The sequence below is a fragment of the Flavivirga rizhaonensis genome (assembly GCF_004791695.1).
Lineage (GTDB): Bacteria > Bacteroidota > Bacteroidia > Flavobacteriales > Flavobacteriaceae > Flavivirga > Flavivirga rizhaonensis.
This window is the reverse complement of sequence record NZ_SRSO01000036.1, coordinates 35,935-44,447: the sequence shown is the minus strand read 5'-3', so window position 1 is coordinate 44,447 and position 8,513 is coordinate 35,935. Positions and strand designations below refer to the sequence as shown.

9 protein-coding genes are annotated in these 8,513 nt (G+C 33.2%); 2 read left to right on the top strand and 7 right to left on the bottom strand.

The features are described from left to right. The first annotated feature begins 366 nt into the window (after window positions 1–366). On the top strand, window positions 367–1,875 hold the full coding sequence (gene atpD / locus EM932_RS18685; protein ID WP_135878729.1) for a F0F1 ATP synthase subunit beta: 1,509 nt from the start codon (window positions 367–369) through the stop codon (window positions 1,873–1,875). A gap of 72 nt (window positions 1,876–1,947) precedes the next feature. Beyond that, entirely contained in the window at window positions 1,948–2,226 is a 279-nt protein-coding gene (locus EM932_RS18680) for a F0F1 ATP synthase subunit epsilon (protein WP_135878728.1), read from the top strand. Between the two features lie 86 nt (window positions 2,227–2,312). Here the strand turns inward: EM932_RS18680 and EM932_RS18675 are convergent, their stop codons facing one another. The 7 genes from EM932_RS18675 to EM932_RS18645 all read right to left on the bottom strand — a co-directional run bounded on the left by EM932_RS18675 (window position 2,313) and on the right by EM932_RS18645 (window position 8,513). Continuing rightward, on the bottom strand, window positions 2,313–2,867 hold the full coding sequence (locus EM932_RS18675) for a GNAT family N-acetyltransferase (RefSeq protein ID WP_135878727.1): 555 nt from the start codon (window positions 2,865–2,867) through the stop codon (window positions 2,313–2,315). Between the two features lie 6 nt (window positions 2,868–2,873). Beyond that, window positions 2,874–3,314: a LexA family protein gene (locus EM932_RS18670; RefSeq protein ID WP_135878726.1), complete on the bottom strand. Its 441-nt coding sequence runs from the start codon at window positions 3,312–3,314 to the stop codon at window positions 2,874–2,876. A gap of 275 nt (window positions 3,315–3,589) precedes the next feature. Next, window positions 3,590–4,876, bottom strand: coding sequence for a glycoside hydrolase family protein (locus EM932_RS18665; protein WP_135878725.1), 1,287 nt, complete (start codon window positions 4,874–4,876; stop codon window positions 3,590–3,592). A gap of 163 nt (window positions 4,877–5,039) precedes the next feature. Next, window positions 5,040–6,320 (bottom strand): glycoside hydrolase family protein, encoded by a 1,281-nt coding sequence (locus EM932_RS18660; RefSeq protein ID WP_135878724.1) that lies wholly within the window; start codon window positions 6,318–6,320, stop codon window positions 5,040–5,042. Window positions 6,321–6,427: 107 nt separating this feature from the next. After that, window positions 6,428–7,684, bottom strand: coding sequence for a Y-family DNA polymerase (locus EM932_RS18655; protein ID WP_135878723.1), 1,257 nt, complete (start codon window positions 7,682–7,684; stop codon window positions 6,428–6,430). A gap of 113 nt (window positions 7,685–7,797) precedes the next feature. Then, a complete protein-coding gene (locus tag EM932_RS18650) occupies window positions 7,798–8,253 on the bottom strand; it encodes a DUF3157 family protein (protein WP_135878722.1) in 456 nt (151 codons plus the stop codon). Window positions 8,254–8,306: 53 nt separating this feature from the next. Further along, window positions 8,307–8,513, bottom strand: coding sequence for a helix-turn-helix domain-containing protein (locus EM932_RS18645; RefSeq protein WP_135878721.1), 207 nt, complete (start codon window positions 8,511–8,513; stop codon window positions 8,307–8,309).

Here is an 8,513-nt window from a genome sequence, read left to right as displayed (position 1 = left end):
CCAACGAATCGACTCAAGGTAGCTTATACAGGCTTCTTGAGTACCGAAACGTTGCGTGATTGAAAGTATTGATTGTTGTTCCATAATCATAATATAACCAATTTTTGCCATATTCTAGGAAATCGCCACCCCAAGGGGGTCGGGTGTTCCTGTTTACCTCTCCTTTGGAGAGGTCAGAATGGCTTTTTTTGGCAGTTCTGGGTGAGGTAAAATATCATTATAAAACACCTTCAGTTAGAAGGTGTTTTTTTATTATAAAAAAGCTCTAAAAACAACTTTTATTTTAAATTAAAAAATATATCTTTGCACGCGAAAACTAAAAGTGTTTTCATACAATTAAATCGCATAATATTAAATACATAAGTAATGTCTAAAGTTACAGGTAAAGTTGCACAAATAGTAGGTCCGGTAATCGATGTTGAATTCGGTGCAGGTTCAGAACTTCCAAAAATTTACGATTCATTAGAAATTAAAAGACCTGACGGTTCTATATTAGTATTAGAAGTACAGTCTCACATTGGTGAAGATACAGTTCGTACTATCGCCATGGATTCATCTGATGGTTTGAGTAGAGGAACTGAAGTTATAGCTACTGGTGCGCCTATACAAATGCCAATTGGTGATGATGTTTACGGACGTTTATTTAATGTAATTGGAGATGCTATTGATGGTCTTGGAGATTTACCTAAAGCTAATGACGCTGGGTTACCAATTCACCGTCAAGCTCCTAAATTTGAAGATTTATCGACATCTACTGAAGTTTTATTTACAGGTATTAAAGTCATCGATTTAATTGAGCCTTATGCAAAAGGTGGTAAAATTGGTTTATTTGGTGGTGCTGGTGTAGGTAAAACAGTATTAATTCAAGAGTTGATTAACAATATTGCAAAAGGACACGGTGGACTTTCAGTATTTGCTGGTGTAGGTGAAAGAACTCGTGAAGGAAATGACCTTTTAAGAGAAATGTTAGAATCTGGAATTATCCGTTACGGTGATGATTTTATGCACTCTATGGAAGAAGGCGGATGGGATTTATCTAAAGTTGATAAATCTAAGATGAAAGAATCTAAAGCGACGTTTGTATTCGGACAAATGAATGAGCCTCCTGGAGCTCGTGCTCGTGTGGCATTATCTGGTTTAACTATTGCTGAGTATTTCCGTGATGGTGCTGGTGAAGGACAAGGAAAAGATGTATTATTCTTCGTAGATAACATTTTCCGTTTTACACAAGCTGGATCTGAGGTGTCTGCATTACTTGGTCGTATGCCATCTGCGGTAGGTTACCAACCAACACTAGCAACAGAGATGGGTGCAATGCAAGAACGTATTACATCAACAAAAAGAGGTTCTATTACATCTGTACAAGCGGTTTACGTACCTGCAGATGATTTAACGGATCCTGCTCCTGCAACGACCTTTGCTCACTTAGATGCAACAACAGTATTATCTCGTAAAATTGCTGAGTTAGGTATCTACCCTGCTGTAGACCCATTAGATTCTACTTCTAGAATCTTAACAGCAGATATCTTAGGAACCGAACACTATGACTGTGCACAACGCGTAAAAGAGTTATTACAACGTTATAAAGAATTACAAGATATTATTGCTATTCTTGGTATGGAAGAATTATCTGAAGAAGATAAATTGGCTGTAGGTAGAGCTAGACGTGTACAACGTTTCTTATCACAACCTTTCCACGTAGCAGAGCAGTTTACAGGTATTCCAGGTGTGTTAGTTGATATTAAAGAAACAATTAAAGGGTTTAACATGATTATGGATGGTGAATTAGATCACTTACCAGAAGCTGCTTTTAACCTTAAAGGAACTATCGAAGAAGCTATCGAAGCTGGAGATAAAATGTTAGCTGAAGCGTAAAATAGTTAGCAGTAACCAGTCTTCAGTCTTCAGTGACTGCAAACTGCAAACTGCGACTGCAAACTGAAAAATATGTATTTAGAAATTGTATCACCTGAAGCAACCTTATTTAGCGGTGAAGTAACTAGCGTTGCTGTTCCTGGAGTTAATGGAGACTTCGAAATGTTAAATAATCACGCACCAATTGTATCTCTATTAAAAGAGGGGATTGTGAAAATTTCAGGAAATATTGAATTAGACGAAACCGTTCAGGACAAATTTACTAAAGGAGAAAAAGACACGACTTTATTAAAGATAAATTCTGGAACCATAGAAATGAAAGACAATAAAATTATTGTTTTAGCAGACTAAATTTCTTTTTATAAAATATATTAAAAACGTGAAGCAAATGCTTTGCGTTTTTTTATACAATAATTTCAAATGTGAAATGGTTGGTATTAGATCCATTTCCAAATAATCAACTCCCAATTTTCTCCAGCTTCGGTATGCACATCTAAAGTGTTAAATCCTACGGCGCGATGTGCTTCAGAGGAACGACTGTTTTTAGAATTAACTTCTGTAATTACAGCATCAAAATCTGACTTTAATTCATCTCTAAAGTAATAGTACAACTTTTTAAAAATACCTTGCTTTCGATATGCTTTGTCTATACAAATCTGCCCCATAATTAAATAATGAAGCTCCGATAAGTTTTTTGATGCAATGATGCCATCCATATATTCAAACATGGGTATAAGTGTGGGCACATCATTTCTAAAAGCATTAAGCATGCATAGGGCATAGCCAATAATTTTTTCTTTATGTACAGCAATTATATGTGGGCAAGCATCATTCATGCGTTTTAAAACATCAAAAGTGTGCATTACAGAAACAAACCCTTCAGCTTTTATGGCCTCATTAGATAATGATGGCTTAATATTAACACGTTGTAAGTCTAAAATTTGCTGTAACTCCTCGTTTGTTTCAGCACGTTTGTAAACAATTTGTGCCATTAAAAACTATACTTTTTTAATCACACTAGTTACAATACCCCAAATAATGAAATCATTATCACTAGTAATTTTGATAATCGGATAATTAGGATTTTCCGGCTGTAACCATACGTCGTCCTTATCTACTTTTAAGCGTTTTACTGTAAATTCACCATCTAAAAAACAGACAGCTATTTTATTGTTTGAAGGTTCCAAACTTCTATCTATTACCAGCAAATCATTATCGTCTAGTCCCGCGCCAATCATCGATTGTCCGCTTACACGTGCAAAAAAAGTAGCTTCTTTATTTTTAATGAGTTCTTTATCTAAAGACAAACGTTGTTCCTTAAAATCTTCAGCTGGTGAAGGAAATCCTGCCGAAATTCCTGTGTCAAAAAAAGGAGTTCCTAAACTATTTGTCGTTTTGGGAGTAAAAAACGTTAGGGCATTAGATTTATGTAATATCATTTTAAAGAATTTACTATTAAAGACACTTTGGCATTAAAGTTAATAAAGATTACGCACTATTTGTTAGTAATCCCATTTTAACTTGGAAATAGTACATATAATTTATTTCTTTTGTAGGTATATTTTTAGAGTGATCTATTAAAAATATTTCAATTTATTAATGCCCAATTTCAAAATTAAACAGAAATAAATTACATATTTATACAACAAAATCCAAATCCGATTGCTATGATTATACAATCGGATTTTAGGCCCATTTTTAAATCTTAGTCTATCTATTTTATCACTAAAATCTTTTGTTTTCTTAGATCTATATCTTCTCCTGAAACTTTAATTTCATCTTCAGTAGGTAATTCAACGGTGTACGATTTCAAATTATAAAAAATAGGAGCTACCGATGGTCCGTGAACGCCTACTTCTGACTCTTTCTTCTTATTATCTTTTTCAACTTTTTTTCCTAAAAATTTCTTAAGTTCTTTTGGTACATATTTAATATTTTTTTGAGATAGCACTGCCGTACTATTACTATATTCCATTGATAAATTACTCATTTTTGAATCACGGAATTCTCCTCTTGCTCTTCGTTTAGATTCTTTAGCAACAAACCCTTCTTTTAAAAACACAACCCATGCACTACCAATGGATTTTGCCCCATCAACTAAAACGCGTCCATTAATTACAGAATGTGGTTGTAATAATACTGCGGCTTTCCCACTCTTACTTAATACATTTTGTATCACAATATTGTCAAGTCCTACATTATACTTTCTTCCTGTATGCGCCTCGATACGGCAGGTCATTCCTCCTTCGCAAACTAAATTTTTAAGTAAAATATTTTCTCCTACATTGGTTTGTGCTAAGCCATAGCCTTGATCTGCTCCTGTCATAGACACATTGGTTACAGTAACATCTTTAGCTCTATACGAATTATTATCGCCATTTTTCTGTAAATTAAATGCAATTGAAGACCCAAAAGTAAGCTCATCATCTATAGTAAAGTTCTCAATTAATAAATTATGAACGCTTCCCATACTAAACACTCTACGGTGTTTTAAATCTATTTGTCTTAAAATAAATTTAGGCCGATTTTGAGCATTTCCCTCTCCAACTATACTTACATTTTTAATTCGCCCCTCATCTTCTAACCTTCCTATCATAAAAAAAGATTTCTCACCTTTAGTTCTCGTAGATGATAAAGGGAACTTTATAATGGTATTTTTTGCAATACGCAAATGCACATTTGATTTTACCTCTATTTGGAAAAACTCATAAGTATCTGCCGGAATTTGAATAACGCCTCCTCCTTTGTTAGAAACCTTTATAATAAGTGCATTTAGCCTATCGGAGCTTCCTCCTTTTTTAAATTTAAACACTGGCAAATCATCAATATTTATCTCATTGTAACCAGCACCTTCACTTCTGTAAGGTTTAGGGCTTGACACCTCTATATCTGAAATATCCCGAACTTCACTTTGCGCTATATTTGTTGTTATCGCAAACAAACTAAATATTGTACATACAATTATCTTTGCTGAAGTAAGGGTGAAATTATTATTGTTCAAAATTGTCAATGGTTTGGTTATGTAAATTAAGGTTATAAGCGTGTTTGCAACAGATAAAAATTATTGCAGACTACTATTTGTTTTTTATTTTCCTGCATAATAGGTGATTTATTAGTTATAAAGCGACTAAAGATCTAACTACATTAATAACACCTTTGTTAATCTAGTCTATTCTAAAAAACTTTACTTTTCTTAAGTGTACATCTTCACCAGACACTCTAATTTCATCTGCATTGGGTAATTCAACACTATATGTTTTCACATTAGAAAAAACAGGTGCTATAGATGGTCCAGGGACGCCTTTTTCTATTATTGAGGGATCTATTACTTTAAATTTTTTAATATTTCTGTCTTCTTCGGAAATAAATTGTTTGAGCGCATCAGGAACATTTTTAACATTTCTTCGAGAAAGAACCGCTTTAGTATTACTATATACCATTGATATACCACTAATCTTAGAGCCTATAAACACCCCGTTTTCTCTTCGTTTAGAATCTTTAGCAACAAAGCCTTCTTTAAGAAAAACAGTCCATACGCTACCTATGGATTTAACACCTTCAACTATAACGCGTCCATTAACTACAGAATGTGGTTGTAATAAAACAGCAGCTTTACCATGTTTATTCACTATATTTTGAATGACAATGTTATCTATGCCCACATTAAACGGTCTGGCTGAATGTGTTTCCACGCGGCAAGTTACACCGTTTTCACATATCAAGTTTTTAAGAAGTATGTTTTCTCCCACATTGTTCTGTACCAAAGCATACCCATGTTCTATACCTGTCATAGATATATTCGCTACAGTAGCACCTTTAGCTCTATACGCTTTACTATCGCCCTTTCTTTGTAAATTAAAAGCTATGGCAGAGCCTTTAGTTTCATTATCTTCTATAGTAAAGTTTTCTATAAGTAAGTTTTCTACACTGCCAATACTAAATACTCTACGGTGCTTTATATCTACCTGCCTTAAAATAAATTTAGGACGATTAGTTAATGAGCCCTCTCCAACGATACTTACATTTTTTATACGCCCTTCATTGGCCAAACGGCCAATCATAATGATTGATTTCTCTCCTTTCTTGTTTCCTGAATTTTCGGGAAATTCTATAACTGTGTTCTTTGCAATACGTATATGCACGTTGGATTTTAATAATATTTGCATAAAATTGTATGCGCCAGAAGGTATTTTTATAACACCTCCCCCTTTTTTTGACACTTCGGCTATGAGTTTGTTTAGTTCTTCTGAATTCCCTCCTTTTTTTAATTTAAATATAGGCAGTTTATCAATAGCTACTTCGTTATAGCCTGCACCCTCATACCTGTAAGGTCTAGGGCTAGAGACTTCTATATCTGAAATATTTTTTTCTTGAATTTGGGCAACACCTGTAATGGTTACCAATAAACTAAATACTACAAAAAATAATACTTTATTTTTCATCATCTTTTATTTATAATGATTATTTACAAAATACGTTCTATATTAAATGGAATACGTATGTATGCGTAAAATAAATGTAGGTTAGCGTAAAAAACAAGTATTATAATATGTTATTTCACCTTAATAACATCATTAATATTAGTTGTATACCTTGGTGATAATCGTTCCTGACGCATTTTCCATGTGCGCTTTAAATCTTGATTTCCAAATTTTATTTTATAGTTCTCATACTTCGCATTTAACTTATCTATAGTATGCATTAAAGGTTTATGTTTAGGATTTTCATTATCAAACATTTGTAATTGCTGATTGCCTGTTGGCACTAAACCTGTAACTACAACTCCTGCACGTTTGTACTTTATTCCTGCTTTAAAAATATATGTAACTGCCTGAACTGCTTGCTGACTAATTATTAAACTAGAATCTGTTGGATATGGCAGACTAATTACTTTGCTTACTCTATGTTGCTCTAATTTTTTTTTATGCCTGTCACTACTTAAGGTTACATAAATCATATGGCAACTCGATCCTTGCTTACGTAATTTTTCAGCACAACTTGTTGCAAATGTCGAAATTCGCTCTTTAATATTCTCAATATCAGAGAAGGTATATTCAAAACTTCTAGTCGTGGCAATCGCTTTTTTTATTTGAAATTCATCCAATTTCAACTTAGAAATACCTTCTAAGTCTTTTTTTAGCTTCCATTCAGTAATTGAAAAATTCTTACGTACCCATTCATCTGGCAACTGAACAAAATCCAATGCCGTTTTGCATCCTTTTATTTTTAATCGTTTTTGCAACCCACGTCCAATTCCCCAAACATTTTCAAGTGTTATCCATTTTAAAGCTTTAATCCGCTTTTCTCCAGAATCAATCACATAAACGCCTTTGGTTTCGTTTGGAAATTTACGAGCTATTTTATTTGCTACTTTAGAAAGCGCTTTTGTTGGTGCAATCCCCACACAAGTAGGAATTCCAGTCCATTTTAAAATACGCTGTCTAATTTGGTTCCCATAGTCTTCAAAATCATAACCTTCAAAGCCTCTAAATTGTACAAATGCTTCATCTATACTATACACTTCCACATTTGGAGTAAACTGCTCTAATATGGTCATTACCCGACTACTCATATCTCCATATAGTGGGTAGTTAGAAGAAAATACTTGAATATTATTCGCTTTACAAAATGCTTCCCATTTAAAAATAGGAGCCCCCATAGGGAGATTTAATGCTTTGGCTTCATCACTTCGCGAAATAACACAGCCATCATTATTACTTAAAATAGCAATGGGTTTGTTGCGTAAATTAGGGTTAAAAGCGCGCTCACAAGACGCATAAAAGTTATTACAATCTACTAAGGCGTACATGCTAGTAAATATACAGGATTTCCCTGTTTTTTTAAATACTATAAATAATAAACATTAGGAGTCGTAAGAAAAATATAGTTATAAAGAAAAAGATGAAAGAATATATTTAATCTCTAAAAGAACTTATCCTTCTTTATTATAGAATTACCAATACGTTTGTAAGTTGTTTTGGTACCATTAGCACAAAAGTGATAAACAGCTTTCTCCTTTTGTTCTGAAACCGATATTAATAAAACATCTGCAATTTTACAGTTATAATCTTTAGCAACTTTCTTTTTTACATGAGCAATCGTTGCTCTGCCTCTTTTTAATTGAGTTTGAATTTTTTTATTCAACTTAGGTTCCGTAAAATCCTCAACTAAATTACAGCCTTTATTTTCCTTTGGCTTTGAAGTATTTGCTGGAGAAGTATCCGTTATAGGTTTTGGTTTTTCAGCATCAATATACTCCCAGGTAAAATCAGCTTTAAGTAAGACGCGTCTTCCATCTTCCGTTTTTACGATATAGTTATTCTGCGCAAAACTAATACAAGTAACAGTAAATAATAAAAGAAAGAAAAACGTTTTCATAATAAATTAATAATTAGGATTTATATTTCAAAAATACATGTTTTAATACTAAATCAATCTTCGACATACTCTAAAATATCAGCAGGCTGACAATCTAAAGCCTTACAAATGGCTTCTAAAGTTGAAAAGCGCACTGCTTTTGCTTTGCCTGATTTTAAAATAGAAAGATTTGCTGTCGTTATACCTATAATTTCAGCCAACTCTTTGCTTTTCATTTTACGCTCGGCAAGTATCCTATCAAGATTTACAATAATTGGCAT